The organism is Pseudomonas putida (assembly GCF_050989985.1).
In the GTDB taxonomy this organism is placed as follows: Bacteria; Pseudomonadota; Gammaproteobacteria; order Pseudomonadales; family Pseudomonadaceae; genus Aquipseudomonas; species Aquipseudomonas putida_AI.
The window spans coordinates 2,957,058-2,976,179 of sequence record NZ_CP158815.1; the positions used below are offsets into that span (position 1 = coordinate 2,957,058).

Consider the following 19,122-nt stretch of genomic DNA (forward strand, 5'->3'; position numbering starts at 1 on the left):
CCATCGCGAGCACAATGGACCGGTATTCACAAATCCAATGTGGGAGCGAGCCTGCTCGCGATGAGGCCGGAACAGCACCGCAATACCCCAACCGGTCCCGCTTTTGGCCGAACCGCCACCACCTTGCCTTGATATAGTCGGGCCTCTTTTTTGCCCGCTAAAAGGATCACCGGCATGTCTCAATACAGCGCATTCACCGTCGAACTGGCCGATAACATCGCCCATGTACAGATCAATCGTCCGGAAAAGATCAACTCGATGAACGCCGCGTTCTGGAGCGAGATCGTCGAGATTTTCCAGTGGATAGACGACACCGACGAAGTGCGGGTGGTGGTGCTCAGCGGTGCCGGCAAACATTTTTCCTCCGGCATTGATCTGATGATGCTGGCGAACGTGGCCAATGAACTGGGCAAGGACGTCGGCCGCAATGCGCGGCTGCTGCGTCGCAAGATTCTCAACCTGCAAGCCTCCTTCAATGCCGTCGACAATTGCCGCAAGCCGGTGCTCGCGGCGATCCAGGGTTATTGCCTGGGCGGCGCCATCGACCTGATCGCCGCCTGCGACATGCGCTACGCCGCCGAAGACGCGCAATTCTCGATCAAGGAAATCGACATCGGCATGGCTGCCGACGTCGGCACGCTGCAACGCTTGCCGCGAATCATTGGTGACGGCATGCTGCGTGAACTGGCTTACACTGGTCGCACTTTCGGTGCCGAGGAAGCCCGTGGCATGGGCCTGGTCAACCGCGTCTACAGCGACACCACCAGCCTGCTCGACGGCGTCATGGGCATTGCCCGCGAGATCGCGAGCAAGTCGCCGATCGCCATCACCGGCACCAAGGAGATGATCAGCTACATGCGCGACCATCGCATCGATGACGGCCTGGAATACGTCGCCACCTGGAACGCCGCCATGTTGCAATCCAACGATTTGCGCGTGGCCATGGCCGCCCATATGAGCAAACAGAAACCCGAATTTCTGGATTGATTGAAAAATGACTTCACGCTGGACCACTGCAGTACTGGACACCGAACAACCGGGCGGCTGGGCCGTGGCGCGCAGCCCCGAAGGCTTCCTGTTCGACGACAATGGCGCGCTGTTCCCCCGGGAATGGCTCAAGCGCCAGGACCTGTCGATTCTTGCCGAACATGGCATCGGTCATCTGGATGGAGAACCGGTGTACCTGCTGGAATTGCGCAGTCCCGGCGAGGTACCAGGCTGCAACTGGAAAGGCTTGCGGGCGTTCATGCTCGAAGGCGACCACACGCTCTACAAGGTCCTTGGCTACGCCGCGCAAATCGGTACCTGGGCCCGGGAACACCGCTTTTGCGGCAACTGCGGCCAGGCCATGACCCAGGTGCCGCGCGAGCGGGCGATGTATTGCCAGCCCTGTGATCTGCGCAGCTACCCGCGCATTTCTCCGAGCATGATCGTGCTGGTGACTCGTGGCGATGAAGTGCTGCTGGCACGCTCGCCACGTTTTGTCAGCGGGGTCTACAGCACTTTGGCGGGGTTTGCCGAACCTGGCGAATCGGCCGAGGATTGCCTGATCCGCGAGGTGCGTGAAGAAGTGCGGATCGAGGTCAAGAACATTCAGTACATGGGCAGCCAGTGCTGGCCGTTTCCCCATTCGATGATGCTCGGTTTCCATGCCGAGTACGCCGGTGGCGAGATCGTCTGCCAGGAAGACGAGATCGAAGACGCCCAGTGGTTCAACGTCAATGCGCTGCCGCCGTTGCCGGCGTCGCGCTCGATTGCCCGTTACCTGATCGACGTCTACGTGGCGCGGCGCTTAGGCCACGCTGAACCAGTGTTGCCAGGCTAGCCGCACGGTCAGCCCCAGCACCACGGTGATGAACACCGGACGAATGAACTTCGCGCCGCCACTGATGGCGGTGCGAGCGCCGAAGAAAGCCCCGACCATCACCGACAGGCCCATGCACAGGCCGATGATCCAGTCCACCTGCCCGGAAAACACGAACACCGACAGCGCCGCAATGTTGCTGACGAAGTTCATGCTGCGCGCCACGCCACTGGCCTTGACCAGATCGATCGGGTACATCAGCAGGCTGCTGACGGTCCAGAACGCCCCGGTACCGGGACCGGCCACGCCATCGTAGAAACCGAGGGTGAAACCCTGGGTCGATTGCCACTTCTTCCTGATCGGTGCGTTGCTGTCCAGCGGCGCTTTCGGTGTGCCGCCGAACAACAGGTAAATGCCACAGGCGAAGACGATCACCGGCAGCATCTTGTTCAGCCACTCTGCAGGCAGGTAATGCGCGACCCCGGCGCCGGTCAGTGCGCCGACCAGGGTGCCGATGATGGCGTGCATCCACTGCTTGGGGTGGAACAGCTTGCGGCGGTAGAAGGTGAAGCTGGCGGTGGCCGAGCCGAAGGTCGAACTGAGTTTGTTGGTGCCCAGCACCAGGTGCGGTGGCAGGCCCGCGGTCAACAATGCGGGAGTGGTCAACAGCCCGCCACCACCGGCAATGGCATCGATGAAACCGGCAATGAAGGCGACAAGGGCCAGAATGGCCAGGGTGAAGAGGTCAACGCTGAGTTCGAAAGGCATGGAATCGGGCTTATTTCGGCAGAGTGCAGCAAGGGGCTGCGGGGGAGGGGCGGTATCTTACCGTTATCCAGGTTCTGCGGCGACTGCTCTGGCCTCATCGCGAGCAGGCTCGCTCCCACAGGGGGGCGTGGTCACTGCAGATCAAATCTGTAGGAGCGAGCCTGCTCGCGATGGCGGTGAGCCAGGCAGCGGAGATGTTGAGGCTGGCGCCTTCATCGCGAGCAGGCTCGCTCCTACAGTGAGTCCGATGTTTACAGGCCGAGGTCCGAAAGGCCTGGATGATCGTCAGGGCGACGACCCAGCGGCCAGTGGAACTTGCGATCGCTTTCCTTGATTGGCATGTCGTTGATGCAGGCAAAGCGGTTGGCCATCAGGCCGTTTTCGTCGAACTCCCAGTTCTCGTTGCCGTAGGAGCGGAACCAGTTGCCCGAATCGTCGTGCCATTCATAGGCATAACGTACCGCGATGCGGTTGCCGGTGAAGGCCCAGAGTTCCTTGATCAGGCGGTAATCCAGTTCCTTGGCCCATTTACGGGTCAGGAAGCCCTTGGCTTCTTCGCGGTTGTAGGCGAACTCGGCACGGTTGCGCCATTTGGTGTCCAGGGTATAGGCCAGCGACACGCGCTCCGGGTCGCGGGAGTTCCAGCCATCTTCGGCCAGACGGACTTTTTCGATGGCCGATTCACGGGTAAAGGGCGGCAATGGCGGACGAACTTCGGCGTTAGACATTTCAAGTCTCCGTAAAATTAAAGTTCAAGCAAGTTTCGGGCTTGGTTAAGTTATGACAGGTCCAATAACTTTCGCGCCATGCATTGCGCATTATCGGCGGCACTGTGATCACCCATTACAAGCGCCACGGTTATGGCACCTTCGATCAGGATCAGCAGCTGTTTTGCCAGCGTCTGCGGATCGTCGGCACCATGTTCGGTACACAGCTCGTGCAAGTAGTCGAGCAGTTTCTGTTTGTGGTCCTTGGCCACCAGGCGGACAGGGTCCTGCGGGTCGCCGGTTTCGCCGCTGGTGTTGATGAATGCGCAACCGCGAAAGCCTTCGGATTCGAACCATGACTTGAGCACGGTAAACAGATTGAGCAGGCGCTCGGCCGGGGTTTCGGCCTGATTGACTGCGCTTGTATACCAGTGCATCCAGCGTTGGTCGCGGCGGATCAGGGCCGCAACCACCAGTTCGTCCTTGTTGGCGAAGTAGCGGTAGATACTTTTTCTGGAGACGCCGGCGGTTTTCACCAGAAGATCCATGCCAGTGGCGGCAATGCCGCCTTTGTAGATCAATTTTTCGGTGACATCCAGAATAATATCGCGTGTGTCGTTGCTGGTTATCTCGTTCATGTGGCCAACAGTAGAACGATCGTTCTCCTTGGTCAAATTGTTTTTTTCCGTGCCTGATAAATGGCCATCGCGAGCAGGCGCGCTCCCATAACTGAAATGCGTTGCCCTGTAGGAGCGAGCCTGCTCGCGATAAATCCACTACAGACACCGGGAAGACCCGAACCAATCCATGGTGTAAGCTCTCAAACTCTCTGGATTCGACCCGATTGCGAGCCCTATGCCGTTGCTTTTCAAACGCTCCCTGCTGCCCAAACTGCGCAGTTTTCCGTTGACTGCCGATGCCGTCACCATCCTCTCTGGCGCTGCCGAGTTCCGCCGTTGCCTGCTGGAAAAAATCGCCAGCGCCACTCAGCGCATCTACATCGTCGCGCTGTACCTGCAGCAGGATGAGGCCGGCCAGGAAATCCTCGATGCCTTGCACGCGGCCAAGCTGGCGCGTCCACATCTGGACGTGGTGGTGGTCGTCGACTGGTTGCGCGCCCAGCGCGGCTTGATCGGTGCGGGTAAACAGCCGGGCAACTCGGCCTGGTATCAGGAGATGACCCGTACCCACGAAAGCGAAGTGCCGGTGTATGGCGTGCCGGTGCAGACCCGCGAGCTGTTCGGCGTGTTGCACCTCAAGGGGTTCATCATCGATGACTGCGTGATCTACAGCGGTGCGAGCCTGAACAACGTGTATCTGCACAAGTTCGACAAGTACCGCTACGACCGCTATCACCTGTTGCGTGACCGCACCCTGGCCGATTCGATGCATCATCTGGTGCAGCACGGTCTGGTGGCGTCCCGGGCGGTGCATCGCCTCGATCTGCCGAACCTGCCGACTACCCGCAGCCTGCGCAATGACATCGGCGATCTGCGCAGCCGGCTCAAGCACGCCACCTACGACACCACCCAGGGCACCACGGACAAGAGCGGTCTGTCGGTCAGCCCGTTGCTGGGCGTGGGCAAGAACAACCCGCTGAACCGGGCGATCTGCGAACTGATCGCCAGCGCCCAGCAGCAACTGACCATCTGCACGCCGTACTTCAATCTGCCGCTGGCGATTATCCGCGAGGTCAACCGGGCACTGGCCCGCGGCGTGAAGATCGACATCGTGGTCGGCGACAAGACCGCCAACGACTTCTACATCCCGCCGAGCGAGCCGTTCAAGGTCATTTCGGCGCTGCCGTATCTCTACGAAATCAGCCTGCGCCGCTTCGCCAAGCGCCATCAGCGCAACATCGACAGTGGCCAGTTGAACCTGCACCTGTGGAAGGACGGCGACAACACCTACCATCTCAAGGGCATGTGGATCGACAAGCGCTACACCTTGCTCACCGGCAACAACCTCAACCCACGGGCGTTTCGCCTGGATCTGGAAAACGCCCTGCTGATCGATGACCCGAAAGGCGAGTTGCTGGAGCCGCGTGGCAAGGAGTTGAAAGAGATCTTCCAGCACACGACGCGCATCGAGCGCTATCAGGATCTGGAAACATTGCCTGAGTACCCGGCAGGGGTGGCGAAGTTTCTCAAGCGCGTGAGCCGGGTGCGGATCGAGCGGTTGTTATATAGGATTTTGTAAGACGAGGCAGGAACGTCGATTCAGATTGCTGGGAGAACGCTTGAAATGCGTCTTTTTTGATAGTGTTCTTTCAGCAATGATTTTAGGTTGAAGCCTTGATCTCCGTGAACAAGGGTTGTCTATGCCTGCTTCATCCGTTTCTCTCAATTCGCGTTCTGCAATATCCTCTTATTCAGCCAGCGAAGTTCCCAATCTGAGTCGGGTCGGCAGGCAAGTGCTGAATGTTAAAAACAGCACGATTTGCTTGAACATGGGTTTGAAGCAGCTTCATTCGAAAACAAATAAAGACCTTATCGATCCTCCGGTGTATAGCGTCAAACGCAGTCGAGAGACCGACCTTATCTACAACCAGATCTCTTTGGATAAGTACTGGGATTTTGTACAAAATTACCTGATAAACGAACGGCTCTCGCAGCCAGAGATGGAAGCCATACTGAGCAGCGGTATTTTGTACACAAGAACAGGTAGCAGTCTGGCGAGACTATTTGTTGATGCGGCAATACGCTCGATTGGACCCGAGGGTGATTCAGCGACAGATAATCTACGCGTACTCTTGGAGGCAATTTGCTGTTTCCCCCCTGACCAATGGGGGAGTGATCTACTTGAGCGTTTGCAGATCCCTCAGGCAGCACACAGGGAAGACCTCGCCCAATTGTTGCCAGATACGCAATGGCAATCCCTTAAGAAGCTGATCGAGGGTTGCAAGCCATTCATCGGGCCATGGCTTGAGGGGACACTCGATAGCGATTCAGATAACGTGAATCAGCTCGATAGCACACTGTCTAAACTCGAAGAGTTTCTTGATGACTGTCCAACCGCCAAGGATGCAAAAAGTCTGCTGGGTGAGTTTCTGGATGACCTGGGATATCTCAAGGGACGCGAAAATTTCCCGGATCAGCAAAAGCGCGCGCTCTATGAACTCTGGCAAAGTATCGATCTGCCATTAACGCCGTCATCCCCTTCGCTGATATTGAATGGCGTGCAACTCTTCATTAACAGCATCAACTCGGCGCTTGATGCATTGCGTGCCTTGTCTGCCAAGGATGTTGGACAAAGTCTGCTGGGTAAGTTTCTGGATGACCTGGGATATCACAAGGGACGCGAAAATTTCCCGGATCAGCAAAAGCGCGCGCTCTATGAGCTCTGGCAAATAACGCCGTCATCCCCTTCGCTGATGCTGGATGGCGTGCAACTCTTCATTAACAGCATCAACTCGGCGCTGGATGCATTACGTGCCTTGTCTGCCAAGGATGTTGGACATGGGCTTTATAGCAATACGAAATCCACCACCAACTTCATTGCAAAAACGTTGGCGAGTTTCGCTTCTCGAACCTCACTTGAGTCATCTGAAATCGCACCTGTGGGAATCAAAAACGAAGGCGGCTTTACGTTGTTATCGGCGCTTATGGAAATCGAGCGCAAGGGTGATTTCTTCGACGATGTCGACCCCAATGGGCTTCGAGACGTCAACACGTTCGCGGCCAAAATCATATGTGTGATGAACGTCTTGAAATCTTTCATGGATATGAACCCCAGGGATAGGGTTGGTCCTCCTCCACCAAAACGACTTCAAATAACCCATGTACCCAAATCTCAAAAGCCGCACGTCAAGCGTGCGTCAGAGAACACGGTTTCCTCCGTTGTGGCTCTGTCCGAGCGTGTCGAACAGTTCGCCCAACAGTTCGATCACTTGCTTAGCCAGGCCACGGGCCTATTAACCTGCTGGCATCCGGCTGCTGGTGCCGTAAAGAATGCGGATACAGCGGTGTGGATCGAAATGATGGGGGGAAACCCCAGCCAGGCTAACGTACACACTCCGTTTCTCCCGGATCAGTCGACTTCGTCATACGATCAAGACGGTAACCCTTATCGTAATGCCGGCGAGCAACTTTCGCAGGCTGAGCAAGATACTCTGGCGACGTTACGCACCGGACTCGAAAATCTCATAAGTCAAATCCACGGTTACACGGCTGCTGCGGGTGTGGCGATTCTGGACACCGTAATCCGGCACCCGCGTAAAACCGTTGGGATGGTACTGCTCATATTAGCTGGCGCCGCCACAGAGCTTTACACGAGCCTGTTTGGCGACTCCACCCCGAACGCAGACAAGCACTTCGCGCAGGAAGACGATCCGGTACTACGCAAGTACATCAGTGATGACGTGGGGGCGATCCTGAGCGAAATGCCGGAGGTTGTGGAGTCCATCAAAGCACGACTTGAGGCCTCCAGCTTTGTCGACCCTCGTATGGATCCCCAATTGATACCCGACATCAAGTTGTTGTTGTCTGAGCGAACGCTATCGCAGCCGGATCAGACGATTGCAGAGCTGGTTGACGAGCGCGTTTTCGAATCCCGAACCCGCTATGCGCATCTGCAGATTTCGAGAATGGTGGTTGACGAAGATGGGCGCGAACATATCGAGACGGAGGACATCCCCGCCAACTCTGAGCGCCAGGCGCCTGCTGATGACAGTGCGCAGTGGGTGCTCGAGGCGCTGAGTGATGCAGAGATCACGTTGCGGGCCGATCAGGACCTGAAAGCGCGCCTGCTGGAGCGATTGGAGACGAATCATAGTTTCCCGCTGTCCGTCCCCAAGGACAGTTCGATGGGCAAGCCTCTGGCGATTTACCAACAGACGTTGAACGAACCCAACGTACTGGCATGGTTCGAGTCCAAGGGTTTGGTGCTCGATACTTTATGCATTCATGAGCACTCTGTTTCGGGAACTGTCATCCGTGACGGAGTGAGCAGTACTCAAACATTCAGCCTTTGGGATACCTCGGGTTGGTGGCAGGCATCAGGGAATGTATTGGCTGCGAGGCAAGTCGTGGACCCTGGTGATTTCGGCATGCCTTTTATGGATGACGATCAAAATCTTGTACCGTGCGCCGTGATCCTCGACTTTTTTATGCTGGTGCCGCCGAGTAGCGATGAGCAATCGCGCGCGTTGGCCGAGCGTCTTGGAAGGGAGGGATGGCCTGAGATCACGTCAGAGGAAAAAGCAGCAATCAATGAAGAGTGTGAGGCAGTCACGGAGTTGATCGCCGAAACTAAATCCCGTGCCCAACTGCTCCATGAGTTGAAAACGGTTGCGGAAAACCTGTCTGACCAAGACCCTGTTTCGTTATCGGGACGGTTTACCAGATCGGCCAACCATTTACCGCTGGCGGATAAATGCTCGGAAATTGTTGAGGACTTGAATGCCTTTCTAACGCTGCCGAAGATGATGGAAGTGTGTAAAGGCACCGGCAACGACTGTACTGACCGGCCTGTAAGGATCAGTGATAACAAAATCCAGGTGTTGAACGGCTCGCAGCAATGGTGCGACTTGACGAGTCTGGTCACGGCTCAAAGTACATTGAAAGGGCCATTTGACGAGTTGCTGCGAAGGGTCAGGGAAACAGGAAATGTGCTGTACTCGACGTTATCCACGGATTTGCAACAAGTGGTCGACTACAGGGGGTTTGGTTCACCCAAAACAGCGGGTGAGGTCCGAAATGTCATGCAATGGCTAAATACTACGTTACCGATTGCGCCCCCCTTGGGCGACTACGGCGTCGACCTACTTGCAGACACTCAATCATTAATTAAGCTAACGCCGGCCGATAGAGCCCTCATCATTAGCCAGGCGAAAGGTTTTTTTACCACCTCCAACTCCATCATTGATGTATTGGGCGCTGACTTGCTGTCCGGTAAATCTGTTGAGTACAGGCGTTCCCACGTCGATGAGTTACTGGGCAAGATGTTGGCAGAAGACCAGTCCGACGCTTGGGGGAAACAATTACTCAGGGCATTGAACTGGTACGAAGCGGAGCAAGCGCCTATACCCGAGCACGGCAGGAAACTGTTACTGGCAGCCATCAAGCTGTCAGTCGACCCGGATGCCTCCGGCAAGCCCGGAACTGTCGCAGGATATGATGTTTACCAGGCAAAAAACCTGGGACGTAACCTCACCACAGTGCGCGCAGAGATTGAACAGTACCTGGTCGATCACAAGGGGGTCAGTGCCTTGGCAGCCCCCCTTGTTGCGCACTTGTTTCTCGCAGACGCAGCGCCGGAATTTCTGGTCCAGGATCCCGGCAAGGGGGTCGAGATCGGCACTGCGAACTGGATGACGTTGCGCTTGGGAGTGGCCATTGCCGAGATACTGAACCCGGGATGCTCGAGAGCCATGACCACCGAGCAGTTGATGGCATTGGCGCTGCTTGTCCCCACCACGCCTGAACAACGGTTGCTTTTCAAGAGCGCTGCCGTTGATATTTTGATGACCTGGGGAGTGATGAACGGTGTTGTTCAACCACGCGGGGAATCTTCCTATTCACCCGCGGACTATACGCTCGTAGCGAACAGGTTTGCGACGCAGCGAGCGGAGCTCTCTGAAGCGATTGAAGGTTCTAAACGCTCATTGGTGACGCGCAAGGAGATCGCGGTCAGAGAGCTTAAGAAAATTTTCTCTTTCCTTACTACGGAGCCCATAGAAGAAATAAAAATCAAGGCTGATGTATGGGAGCCGCTGGACAAGTTCAAACCGATCAGGACCGTTGAGAAGAGCCTGGTCGAGGCTTACATGGATGGGGACCTGTTCACATTGAAATGGAAGGTGACTGGGGTACCGATAGAGGACGCCGTGTTTAAACGGGGCGTTGACGTGTTGCCTGACTTGAATAAATTGTTGACGGCATCGGTAGACAGTTATTTCAACTCGCGAAAGAACGCTTTGGTGACCTCAACCAAATACGTGATAGCCGGATTGCCGCTCGAGGATCGCCAATGCCTTGAACAGGGTGAAGTGAAATTCTTTACGTTGCGTGAAGAAACCGGTAAGCCCAAAGAAGATGAAACAGCTCAAATTCGAGCAACATTCCGTGGGCGGCAAGGAACATTACTGCGATGTAAATATCAACAGAAGATCAGCTATTTCGAGATTTTTCCGGGGCACCTGTCAATCATCAAGCGCACGGACTTGCCCGATGATTTACCACTCAATGGCGTGATCAAAATAGAAAAGGTAAAAGTCAGTAAGGGGCCCGCAGTCAATGTAGACGTGCAGCGGGGTACTGAACTGCCATTTGATTTTGCGGCGTATTCTGAAGGTTCAGAACCGATACCTGGCGCCAAATCCAAAAAGCTGATTATCGAACCGTTGGGAAGCACGCTGCTGGCCAGGGCAGTGCAAAGGGGGGGCAAACGACTCCAGTCCCCGACAGCTATAGCTCGAGCAGGACAGCGACTATTGTCGACAGAGTAATCAACGACAATTACCTGCAAGGCGAGCGGAATTTCCTGTTCAAGAAAGCGAAAGGGCAAACGACTGGAGAAGAAAATCGTGGGTACTGGGAAAGGGTAAAAAATTTCCTGCTGCAACTCATCCCCTTCGTGGGCTGTACGGATGACTTGCAATCCGGAGATCGAATGCGCTTCATAAACGGCGCCTTCGGTTGCTTCACGGACCTTATTTCAGGCTTGAACAATCTGATTGGCGGAGCGGCCAGGATAAAAGAGGTGTTGAACTCCGTCGTACCTGTCACTGTCAAGGCATTTGAAGCCATTAAAATCACGGGATCGACCGTCCTTTCGTTGGTTAACCCGCTGGATGGGATTCCGGACCTGGTCGCCGGAGGGGCGAGAGCCGTAGGCACTTTACGCACGATTTTGACCAGTGGCGTATTGGCCTTGACTGAATCCGGGGTCGGTCATTTGCAAGTATGCGTGGATCGACTCAGGGGATTCTTTGGAGGCATGGCGAGTGGGGCAGCGAGCAGGCTCCATCGTCCGGTCGCTAACACTATTGGCAGAATAAACGGTACCAATGCCATGGTTGCTCGGATAAAGGATAAATTGTACGTCCTTGATGACAGCGGCAATCCCATTGGGCGGGCGCTGGATCAATCAATGGTTGATCGATTGATCGTGAGCGAAGAAACAACTACAGGGTATTGAGACGCTCCAGGCGCGAGATTGCTCGCGATAGACTTTAACGTAATCCGTGATTCCGAATGGTCGCGGCGTTCTGTTACCTATCGCGAGCGAACTCCTTCCTGCAAGGCGTTGCGTCAGTTCAAACCCAGCTTCCCACGCAAGGTCGACAAGTCCTCAGCCAGTGTATTGACCGGCCCGACCAGCGCCTTGCGGTCGTTTTCCTTCACTTTGTCGTAGGTCTCGAAACCGCCGTCGCGGGTTTTGTACTTGGCCAGGATCTTGTTCACCGTGGCGAAGTTCTTGTCGACCTTGGCGACAAAGGCGGCGTCCTGCTTCTCGATCTGCGGGCGGAACAGGTCGACGATTTTCTTCGCGCCGTCGATGTTGCCCTGGAAGTCATAGAGGTCGGTGTGGCTGTAGCGATCTTCTTCGCCCGAGACCTTGGTGGCCGCCACTTCTTCGAGCAGCGCGGCGGCGCCGCCGACGACTTTTTCCGGTGGGAAGGTCAGGCCGGCGACGCGGGTTTGCAGGTCTTTGACGTCCTTGTTCAGACCGTCCGCCAGTTCGCCCAGACCTTTAGTGCTGTTTTCCGAGAACAGCGAATATTCAATGCGGTGGAAACCGGTGAAGTCTTCAGCCTTCACGCCTTTTTCGTGGTCGTCGACCCGGGAGTCGATGGACGCATCCAGGTCACTGAACAGCTCGGCGATCGGCTCGATCGACTCGTAGTAAACCCGGGTCGGCGCATAGAGTTTTTTCGCGGTGGCCAGGTCGCCTTTTTTCACCGCGTCGGTGAACTGCTGCGTGTGGCTGGCCAGTTCGTCCAGTTGCTCGGTGACGTAAATCTTGTAGTCGGAAATCGGCTGCACCAACTCCAGCGGCGCGGTTGCCGCGAAAGCCGAAAGCGGGGAGTTGAGCAAGCCTAGGGTCAGCATTAAGGCCAGTGGCGAATTTTTCATGTTTGGGCTCCGTAGGGGTCAGGTTGTTGTTTTTGGTTGGGTAGCATCAAGCAGGGTGCGACCAATGAAATCCCGGTCGCCGGTCACACCGGGCAGGGTGAAGAAGTACCCGCCGCCGACCGGCTTGAGGTATTCCTCCAGCGGCTCGCCGTTGAGCCTCGTTTGCACGGTGATGAAGCCTTTTTCCAGGTCTGCCTGGTAACAGATGAACAGCAGGCCCATGTCCAGCTGGCCGTTCTTGTTCACCCCGTTGGAGTAGTTGAACGGCCGGCGCAGGATCAGGTTGGCCTGGGTTGCGGCGGTGCGCGGGTTGGCCAGGCGGATGTGGGCGTCGAGCCTGGTCAGCTTGCCTTGCGGGTCTTTGGCGTAGTCCGGAACCTCGGTTTCGTGACTGCCGCCGATGGGCGCGCCGCTGCTTTTGACCCGGCCGAGAATGCTCTCCTGTTCCTGCAAGGGCGTGCGGTCCCAGCGCTCGACGAAGTTGCGGATGATCCGCACCGCCTGATAGCTGCCGCCCTCGGTCCATGCCGGCTCGTCGCTGCCGGGCTGGACCCAGACGATGCGGTCCATGGCGCTGGCATCGTTGGAGTCGGGGTTGGCCGAGCCGTCGCGAAAGCCCAGGAAGTTGCGCGCGCTCTGCGCAGGTTTTCCGGGTTTCGCCGGGGCCTGGGGCGGTACGCTGCCTTCCTGTTTCCAGCGCACCAGCAGCAAGTCCGGCAGGTTTTTCACGATGTCGCGCAGGGCGTGGATGTTGGTGTCCGCGGTGTTGGCGCAGAACTGCAGGCTCAGGTCGCCGTGGCAGCAATCGGCTTCCAGCGCATCGTTGGGGAAGCCGACCATGCGCATCAGGCGCCTGGGCTTGACGTGCGCAAGGCCGAAACGCTCGTCGAACAGCGACTCGCCCACCGACACGGTGATGGTCAGGTTGTCCGGGGTGACCACGGGGCCGAGAATCCCCGAATCCACCGGCGGCAGTTTCGGATCGACCTGGGCCACCGGGCCTCCCTTCATCAGGAACGCGATGCGCTCGTTGAGCGTGCGGAACAGCCGCTCCAGGTCGTCGCGATCACTGGCCAGTACATCGAACGCCACCAGCATGCCCGACGCCGGGCGCGGGGTGACGATGCCGCTCTGGTGTTTGCCGTAGAAGTCGTGGCGGTCTTCGGTGCGGTCGCTGCTGGGGGCTTCGGTGACTTGTGCGGGGGCTGCGGCCATGGCCGGGCAACTCAATGCCGACCCGGCGAGGGCCACACCGGCGGCGCCCATGCCCATCAATACCCGGCGACGCTGGAGGTTGAGTGGATCTGAATCGTTCATCTGCAAGAGTTCTTCTGCTTAAAGACTGGAGAGGCCGAGGGCGGGATCGATGGCGTCGAGTGTGTTGGCCAGTGCCATGGCCTTGTCGGCAATCTGCTTGCGCTGTTCGGCGCTGATGCTGTCGTAGCTGGCGTAGCCGTCCTTGACCTTGAAAGCGTTGAGATCGGCATCGAAGGCGGCGACGGCACTGTCGATTTTCGGCAACAGATCGGCGGCGGATTTGGCCAGCATTGGGCGCAGCAGTTCGACCACCTTGCGTGCGGCGTCTAGATTGCTGGCAAAGCCGATCAGGTCGCTGTGGCTGTAGCGTTCTTCCTCGCCGCTGCTGGCACGCACATCGCCCAGGGTGTTGAGGTTGCGCACCACGATGCTCACCAGTTGCTCCGGTGGCAGCGTCTGGACCAGCAGTTGCTGCTTGAGGGCGGTGACATCGGCCAGCAGGCGCTGGGCGATTGGCGTCAGGCCGTCGAGGTTGCGTTGCTGGAACAGCGCGTATTCGAGGCGGTGGAAGCCGATGAAGGCCGGGTCCTGTTCGCGTTTCTCGAAGTAGTCGGCGCGAGCGTTGATGTCGTTGTCCAGTTCGGCCACGCGCTGCGCCGCCGGGGCGATGCGTTGATAGGCGGCACGGGCTGGCGCGTACAAGGCTTGGGCCTGGCTCAGGTCGCCGGTTTCGATGGCTTGCTGCAGGGCGCCGACGGCCTTGATCAGCGCAGTGCCCTGGCTGCTCAAGTACACGCGAAATTCCGACAATGGCCCGACAAACGCCACCATCGATGGCCTGGCCTTGGCCGCCGCATCGGACGCTGCCGTCGGGGTCACCTGCAGGGTTCCGCGCGGGTTGCTCAGCAGGCCACAGGTGATCGTGTAGTTGCCGGGCGCCAGGTTGGCGTTGATCACCTGGCTCAGGCCGGGGGCGATGTTTTCCCGCTCTTCGAGCACCAATACGCCGTCGAGGATTTCCCATTCCACGGCCCGGTCCGAGCGGTTGACGATGCGGAAACTGGAGCGCCCGGCCGGAACGCTCAGGGCGTTGGGTTCGCAGCTATGGGCCGCAATGGTCACGACCACTTCATCGTGGTTGGCCTGGCGTTTGGCCGCGGCCATTTTCGAGGCGTAATAGAACAGGCCGCCGGCAGCGATCATCACGATAACCGAGCCGGCCACAGCCCAGCGCAAGGCGCGGGGAGGGGAAGCCTGGGGATGGACTTGATTTGGCATGGGTGCCCTTACTGACTGGAAACTGGAATGTGCTGGCCCCTGACCCTGTAGGAGCGAGCTTGCTCGCGATGAACCCACAGACGCCGCGGGGTATCTACGCGTTATCGTTCACGACCATCGCGAGCAGGCTCGCTCCTACAGGGAGGGGCGGTGTTTGGGGCAGGAGCCGGGAGAAAGAACATCACCAGCGCCACCAGCAGATAGATCAGGTACGCGCCGAGGGTGCTGACGGTCGGGGCATCCTGGTAACCAAACATCCCGGCCAGCACCGAACCCAGCGGGCCATCCATCGGCAGGATTGCACTGATGTCGAAGAGCACGGTTTGCAGGTGATTCCAGACCCCGGCTTCATGCAGCGCCTGTACGGAGTTGGCGAGGATCCCGGCGGCCACCACCAGGATGAACAGGCCGGTCCAGCGAAAGAACGCGCCAAGGTTCAGGCGCATGCTGCCGGTATAGATCAGGAAGCCGATGACGATCGCCAGGATCAGGCCGAGCAGGGCGCCAATCGGTGCCGCCGGGCCTTCGCTTTGCTGGAACACAGCGAGCAGGAAGAACACCGTTTCCAGGCCTTCCCGGGCCACGGCGAAAAACACCATGGCGATCAGCGCGGTCACCTGATGCCTGGAACCGCTCAACGCCTGATCGAGGGACGCCTGCAACGAATGCTTGATCGAGCGCGACACCTTGCGCATCCAGAACACCATGGAGCTGAGGATGCCGACGGCCACCAGGCCGACCACGCCTTCAAACAGTTCCTGCTGTTTCTGCGGAAACTCGGCACTGACCAGTTCCAGGCCGCCACCGACCAGCAGGGCGAGGGCGGCGGCAAGGAACACGCCGATCCACACCGCCGGCATCCACTGACCGCGCCCGGTCTGTTTGAGGTAGCTGGCGATGATGCCGACGATCAACGCGGCCTCGATGCCTTCGCGCAGCATGATCAGAAAGGGGACGAGCATTCAGCACCATGTCACGAATAGATAGGGAGCTAATTTGTAACATAATGACACTCATTCCCAAATGGCAATCATTGACATTTACCTGAACCTAAGCTGAACAACCGCGAGATCACCTGTGGGAGCGAGCCTGCTCGCGAAAAACGCCCAGACTGCGCGGTCATGCAGACAGCACTCGCTATCGTTGAAGCTCATCGCGAGCAGGCTCGCTCCCACAGGATTGGGCTGCCCACCAGGATCTGCGGTGAGCTGGCGGTTTCAGCTAATATGCCCACCACTCAACAACACGGCCCATCTCGCTCAATGTCGGAAAAAGACACCATTTCCATTCAACTGGTGCGTGAAGCGCTGTTGCAGAGTTGTGCCCCGGGCGCGGCCACCGATGAAGTGTTGAGCAAGGTCGATATCGATCCGGCGCTGTTGCACAGCAGTGTTGCCCGGGTGCCGGCCAGCGCCTATGCCCGGTTATGGCGGCTGTTGGCGCGGCGGGGGGATGACGAGTTTTTTGGCATGGACCCGCGCAAGCTCAAATCCGGCAGCCTGGCGTTTCTTTGTCGCTGCGCCATGCTCCAGCCGAGCCTGGCGGCGGGGCTGACCAGTGGGCTGGAGTTTCTGTCGTTGATGCTCGAACGCATGCCCGCCGAACTGGTTCGCCAGCAAAGCCTGGCGGAAATCGTGCTGTCGGAGGATGACCACGAGCCGCGTCGCGCCTTTACCTATTTCACCTACTGGATGATCGTGCACGGCGTCGCGTGCTGGCTGGCCGGGCGACGGATACCGATTCTGGCCATCGAATTGCGGTGCCCAAGGCCGGATTTCTGCGATGACTACCAGGTGATGTTTTCCGAGAACCTGCGTTTCGACCGGCCGCGCACGCGGATGATCTTCTCCGCCGATTGCCTGGACCTGCCGATCAAGCGCACCACCGAGGAACTCAAGCGTTTCCTGGCCCTGGCGCCCGCGAACATTCTGGTGAAGTACCGCGATCCGGAAAGCCTGGCCAGCCGGATCAAGCACTCGCTGCGCTTGCTGCCCGCCGAGCAATGGCCGGAAACCGAGGCCTTGGCTCAGCAGCTATGCATGTCGGCGTCGACCTTGCGGCGCAGGCTGGCGGAAGAAGGCCAGACTTACCAGGGACTCAAGGACAGCGTGCGCAAGGAACTGGCGATTGCCTGGCTGGCCGAGCCGAGCATCAGCTTTGCCGAGATCGCCACCCGGCTGGGGTTTGCCGATGTCAGTTCGTTCTACAAGGCGTTTCGCAAGTGGTCGGGGTCCAATCCCGGGCATTACCGCAGCTTGATTCTCAACGAAGCGACCTGACCAGGCGCACCGATCGTTCCTACGCTCCGCGTGGGAATGCAGCCCGGGACGCTCCGCGTCCCAAATCAAAAGCCGAACGCGGAGCGTCCGTTGAGACATTCCCACGCAGAGCGTGGGAACGATCAGATCAAGAGCGCCAAAAACCTTGAACCTTGGCCAAACCAGTCAAGCAACTTGAAGGCTTTGACCATTGCCCGCCACCCCGCGCGGAGCGAGTATTTCTCTGTTGGATAAGGTTCCCCCAACCTAATAAAAAACATAGAGGGATTCTGGCAATGCGCGATTACTTGTCTGCCGTTTCACAGTTCAACTATCAGCACACCGTCGACGCCGCACTCGCAGGCGATCTGACGGCCCTCAATGCCTGTGTCGAGTGCTGCGACCGGCATGCCTTGCCGGGGCGCATCGCGCTGTTCTGGGAAGGGCGCGATGGCAGCAGCGCCACCTATACCTTCAGCGATCTGCAGGACAAGGCCGCGCGCTTTGCCAATTTCCTCTTGAGCCAGGGCGTGCAGAAGGGTGACAAGGTCGCAGGCCTCTTGCCACGCAACATCGAATTATTGATCACTGTGTTCGCCGCCTGGCGCATCGGCGCGGTCTACCAGCCGCTGTTCACCGCCTTCGGCCCCAAGGCCATCGAGCATCGCCTCGGCTGCTCAGGCGCAAAAGTTGTGGTGACCGACGCGGTCAATCGCTCCAAACTCGCCGAAGTAGCCGATTGCCCGACCATCGTCACCGTTGGCGGGCCTAAGGGCCAGGGCATTGTCCGTGGCGATTTCAGCTTCTGGGCCGAACTGGCCAACTATCCGGCCGAGTGCGAACCGGTGATGCTGACCGGCGAAGATCCGTTCCTGCTGATGTTCACCTCGGGCACCACGGGGCCTTCGAAAGCACTGTCGGTCCCGCTCAAGGCCATCGTCGCCTTCCAGAGCTACACCCGCGACGCGGTGGATCTACGCCCCGAAGACGCGTTCTGGAACGTCGCCGATCCGGGTTGGGCCTATGGCATCTATTTCGGCGTGACAGGTCCCATGGCCATGGGGCACCCGATCACCTTCTACGATGGCCCGTTCACCCTCGAAAGCACCTGCCGGGTGATCAACAAATACGGTATTACCAACCTCACTGGCTCGCCGACTGCCTACCGTCTGCTGATTGCCGGTGGCGATGAGTTCGCCAAATCGATCAAGGGCAAGTTGCGCATCGTCAGCAGCGCCGGCGAGCCGCTGAACCCGGAAGTGATCCGCTGGTTCGCCGACAACCTCGGCGTGGTCATTCACGACCACTATGGCCAGACCGAACTGGGCATGGTGCTGTGCAACCACCATGGCCTTGAGCATTCCATTCACATGGGCGCCGCCGGTTTTGCTTCGCCCGGTCATCGCATCGTGGTGCTGGACGATGAATACAAGGAATTGGGCGTCGGCCAGCCGGGCATCCTGGCCATTGACCGTACCCAGTCGCCGATGTGCTGGTTCGCCGGCTACGAAGGCGCGCCGACCAAGGCCTTCGTTGGCAATTACTACCTGAGCGGTGACACCGTCGAGTGGAACCCGGACGGCAGCATCAGCTTCGTCGGCCGCAGCGACGATGTGATTACCACGTCCGGCTATCGCGTCGGCCCCTTTGATGTGGAAAGCGCGCTGATCGAACACCCGGCGGTGGTGGAAGCGGCAGTGGTCGGCAAGCCCGATCCGGAGCGCACCGAGCTGGTCAAGGCGTTCGTGGTGCTCAGCCCGCAATACCGCGCAGAGCCTGCGCTGGCCGAAGAGTTGCGCCAGCACGTGCGCAAGCGTCTGGCGGCGCATTCCTATCCCCGTGAAATCGAATTTGTCAGCGAGTTGCCGAAAACCCCAAGCGGCAAATTGCAGCGCTTTATCTTGCGCAACCAGGAAATCGCCAAGGCTCAAGAGGCTGCGGCGAAGAACGTTTCAGCTTGAATCCAAGGAAAC

General features: G+C 58.3%; 14 protein-coding genes. 7 read left to right on the forward strand and 7 right to left on the reverse strand.

Annotated features, from left to right (window positions below; genetic code table 11):
- Positions 1 to 174 precede the first annotated feature (174 nt).
- Both ABTV29_RS13795 and nudC read left to right on the forward strand, forming a co-directional pair.
- Entirely contained in the window at positions 175 to 987 is an 813-nt protein-coding gene (locus ABTV29_RS13795; RefSeq protein ID WP_433771071.1) for a crotonase/enoyl-CoA hydratase family protein, read from the forward strand.
- Between the two features lie 7 nt (positions 988 to 994).
- Positions 995 to 1,825 (forward strand): NAD(+) diphosphatase, encoded by an 831-nt coding sequence (nudC, locus tag ABTV29_RS13800; protein WP_433771073.1) that lies wholly within the window; start codon positions 995 to 997, stop codon positions 1,823 to 1,825.
- Here nudC and ABTV29_RS13805 read toward each other — a convergent pair.
- The 3 genes from ABTV29_RS13805 to ABTV29_RS13815 form a co-directional block, all read right to left on the reverse strand.
- Complete coding sequence (locus ABTV29_RS13805) at positions 1,793 to 2,572, reverse strand: TSUP family transporter (protein ID WP_433771075.1); 780 nt, start codon at positions 2,570 to 2,572, stop codon at positions 1,793 to 1,795. The genes nudC and ABTV29_RS13805 overlap by 33 nt on opposite strands.
- Positions 2,573 to 2,823: 251 nt before the next feature.
- On the reverse strand, positions 2,824 to 3,300 hold the full coding sequence (locus ABTV29_RS13810; RefSeq protein ID WP_008152708.1) for a DUF1348 family protein: 477 nt from the start codon (positions 3,298 to 3,300) through the stop codon (positions 2,824 to 2,826).
- Between the two features lie 50 nt (positions 3,301 to 3,350).
- A complete protein-coding gene (locus ABTV29_RS13815; RefSeq protein WP_433771078.1) occupies positions 3,351 to 3,917 on the reverse strand; it encodes a TetR/AcrR family transcriptional regulator in 567 nt (188 codons plus the stop codon).
- Between the two features lie 217 nt (positions 3,918 to 4,134).
- On the opposite strand from ABTV29_RS13815, the gene pssA reads away from it, so the two are divergent.
- The 3 genes from pssA to ABTV29_RS13830 all read left to right on the forward strand — a co-directional run bounded on the left by pssA (position 4,135) and on the right by ABTV29_RS13830 (position 11,418).
- Positions 4,135 to 5,478 carry a CDP-diacylglycerol--serine O-phosphatidyltransferase gene (pssA, locus tag ABTV29_RS13820; RefSeq protein ID WP_433771080.1) on the forward strand — a complete coding sequence of 448 codons (1,344 nt, stop codon included), beginning with the start codon at positions 4,135 to 4,137 and terminating at the stop codon, positions 5,476 to 5,478.
- Between the two features lie 121 nt (positions 5,479 to 5,599).
- Positions 5,600 to 10,726, forward strand: coding sequence for a hypothetical protein (locus tag ABTV29_RS13825; RefSeq protein ID WP_433771082.1), 5,127 nt, complete (start codon positions 5,600 to 5,602; stop codon positions 10,724 to 10,726).
- Between the two features lie 164 nt (positions 10,727 to 10,890).
- Positions 10,891 to 11,418: a hypothetical protein gene (locus tag ABTV29_RS13830; protein ID WP_433771083.1), complete on the forward strand. Its 528-nt coding sequence runs from the start codon at positions 10,891 to 10,893 to the stop codon at positions 11,416 to 11,418.
- A gap of 113 nt (positions 11,419 to 11,531) precedes the next feature.
- Here ABTV29_RS13830 and efeO (ABTV29_RS13835) read toward each other — a convergent pair whose 3' ends face one another.
- The 4 genes from efeO (ABTV29_RS13835) to efeU all read right to left on the reverse strand — a co-directional run bounded on the left by efeO (ABTV29_RS13835) (position 11,532) and on the right by efeU (position 15,853).
- Positions 11,532 to 12,356, reverse strand: coding sequence for an iron uptake system protein EfeO (gene efeO, locus ABTV29_RS13835; protein WP_433771085.1), 825 nt, complete (start codon positions 12,354 to 12,356; stop codon positions 11,532 to 11,534).
- An 18-nt stretch (positions 12,357 to 12,374) separates the two neighbouring features.
- Complete coding sequence (gene efeB / locus ABTV29_RS13840; protein ID WP_433771087.1) at positions 12,375 to 13,673, reverse strand: iron uptake transporter deferrochelatase/peroxidase subunit; 1,299 nt, start codon at positions 13,671 to 13,673, stop codon at positions 12,375 to 12,377.
- Between the two features lie 18 nt (positions 13,674 to 13,691).
- Positions 13,692 to 14,891 carry an iron uptake system protein EfeO gene (efeO, locus tag ABTV29_RS13845; protein ID WP_433771089.1) on the reverse strand — a complete coding sequence of 400 codons (1,200 nt, stop codon included), beginning with the start codon at positions 14,889 to 14,891 and terminating at the stop codon, positions 13,692 to 13,694.
- A gap of 101 nt (positions 14,892 to 14,992) precedes the next feature.
- Positions 14,993 to 15,853 (reverse strand): iron uptake transporter permease EfeU, encoded by an 861-nt coding sequence (gene efeU / locus ABTV29_RS13850; protein ID WP_433771091.1) that lies wholly within the window; start codon positions 15,851 to 15,853, stop codon positions 14,993 to 14,995.
- Positions 15,854 to 16,153: 300 nt separating this feature from the next.
- On the opposite strand from efeU, the gene ABTV29_RS13855 reads away from it, so the two are divergent.
- Both ABTV29_RS13855 and ABTV29_RS13860 read left to right on the forward strand, forming a co-directional pair.
- Positions 16,154 to 17,170: an AraC family transcriptional regulator gene (locus ABTV29_RS13855; RefSeq protein WP_433771093.1), complete on the forward strand. Its 1,017-nt coding sequence runs from the start codon at positions 16,154 to 16,156 to the stop codon at positions 17,168 to 17,170.
- 275 nt (positions 17,171 to 17,445) lie between these two features.
- On the forward strand, positions 17,446 to 19,110 hold the full coding sequence (locus ABTV29_RS13860; protein ID WP_433771095.1) for an AMP-binding protein: 1,665 nt from the start codon (positions 17,446 to 17,448) through the stop codon (positions 19,108 to 19,110).
- The last annotated feature ends 12 nt before the right edge of the window (positions 19,111 to 19,122 follow it).

Coding starts and splice junctions, on each gene's coding strand:
- ABTV29_RS13795 (WP_433771071.1), top strand. CDS start 175: ATGTCTCAATACAGCGCATTCACCGTCGAACTGGCCGATAACATCGCC.
- nudC (WP_433771073.1), top strand. CDS start 995: ATGACTTCACGCTGGACCACTGCAGTACTGGACACCGAACAACCGGGC.
- ABTV29_RS13805 (WP_433771075.1), bottom strand. CDS start 2,572: ATGCCTTTCGAACTCAGCGTTGACCTCTTCACCCTGGCCATTCTGGCC.
- ABTV29_RS13810 (WP_008152708.1), bottom strand. CDS start 3,300: ATGTCTAACGCCGAAGTTCGTCCGCCATTGCCGCCCTTTACCCGTGAA.
- ABTV29_RS13815 (WP_433771078.1), bottom strand. CDS start 3,917: ATGAACGAGATAACCAGCAACGACACACGCGATATTATTCTGGATGTC.
- pssA (WP_433771080.1), top strand. CDS start 4,135: ATGCCGTTGCTTTTCAAACGCTCCCTGCTGCCCAAACTGCGCAGTTTT.
- ABTV29_RS13825 (WP_433771082.1), top strand. CDS start 5,600: ATGCCTGCTTCATCCGTTTCTCTCAATTCGCGTTCTGCAATATCCTCT.
- ABTV29_RS13830 (WP_433771083.1), top strand. CDS start 10,891: ATGCGCTTCATAAACGGCGCCTTCGGTTGCTTCACGGACCTTATTTCA.
- efeO (WP_433771085.1), bottom strand. CDS start 12,356: ATGAAAAATTCGCCACTGGCCTTAATGCTGACCCTAGGCTTGCTCAAC.
- efeB (WP_433771087.1), bottom strand. CDS start 13,673: ATGAACGATTCAGATCCACTCAACCTCCAGCGTCGCCGGGTATTGATG.
- efeO (WP_433771089.1), bottom strand. CDS start 14,891: ATGCCAAATCAAGTCCATCCCCAGGCTTCCCCTCCCCGCGCCTTGCGC.
- efeU (WP_433771091.1), bottom strand. CDS start 15,853: ATGCTCGTCCCCTTTCTGATCATGCTGCGCGAAGGCATCGAGGCCGCG.
- ABTV29_RS13855 (WP_433771093.1), top strand. CDS start 16,154: ATGTCGGAAAAAGACACCATTTCCATTCAACTGGTGCGTGAAGCGCTG.
- ABTV29_RS13860 (WP_433771095.1), top strand. CDS start 17,446: ATGCGCGATTACTTGTCTGCCGTTTCACAGTTCAACTATCAGCACACC.